General features: G+C 43.1%; 1 pseudogene. It reads right to left on the bottom strand.

From position 1 onward, the window contains the following. Nucleotides 1-668: pseudogene (locus tag K0778_RS26770) on the bottom strand (type I restriction endonuclease subunit R); the annotation flags it as partial.

Consider the following 668-nt stretch of genomic DNA (forward strand, 5'->3'; position numbering starts at 1 on the left):
CGGAAAGTGACGATATTACCGAAGGTTTTAGTTGCATCATAAATACGGTTGGTGCGGGAAAATGCCTGCATCAGGCCGTGAAAACGCAAGTTTTTATCGACGAATAGCGTGTTCAATGTTGGAGCATCGAAACCGGTTAAAAACATCCCCACGACAATTAACAGATCGATATCCTGATTTTTAACCCGTTGGGCTAAATCACGATAGTAGTTCTGAAAACCCTTACTGTCGGTGCTGAAGTTAGTTTTAAAATAGCTGTTATACTCACGAATTGCAGCGTCAAGAAACTCTTTAGCACTGCTGTCCATTGCGCTGGTATCAAAAGTTTCATCGGATATTTCACCAATCGCATTTTGTTCTTCATTAGCGGCAAAGGAGAAGATTGTCGCAACACGCAGTGGTTTACAGGTAGTAGATTTATTAGCGGCTTCCTCTTGTAACCGTTTAAACGTCGCGTAATAGGCTTTCGCGGCATCCACGCTGCTTACTGCCAGCATGGCATTAAAACCTTTGGAGCCAGGGAAAGTACGGTGGGTTTTCTGGCGGAAATTATTCAGAATATATTGCGTGATTTCCTGAATACGCATGGGATGAAGAAACGCCTGCTGATTTTCAGCCGCACTTAGTTTTTTCTCGTCAGTTTCTGTCTCTAAAGACTTAAACTGTGG

This window comes from Escherichia sp. XD33 (genome assembly GCF_019375075.1).
GTDB classification, from domain to species: domain Bacteria; phylum Pseudomonadota; class Gammaproteobacteria; order Enterobacterales; family Enterobacteriaceae; genus Enterobacter; species Enterobacter flexneri_A.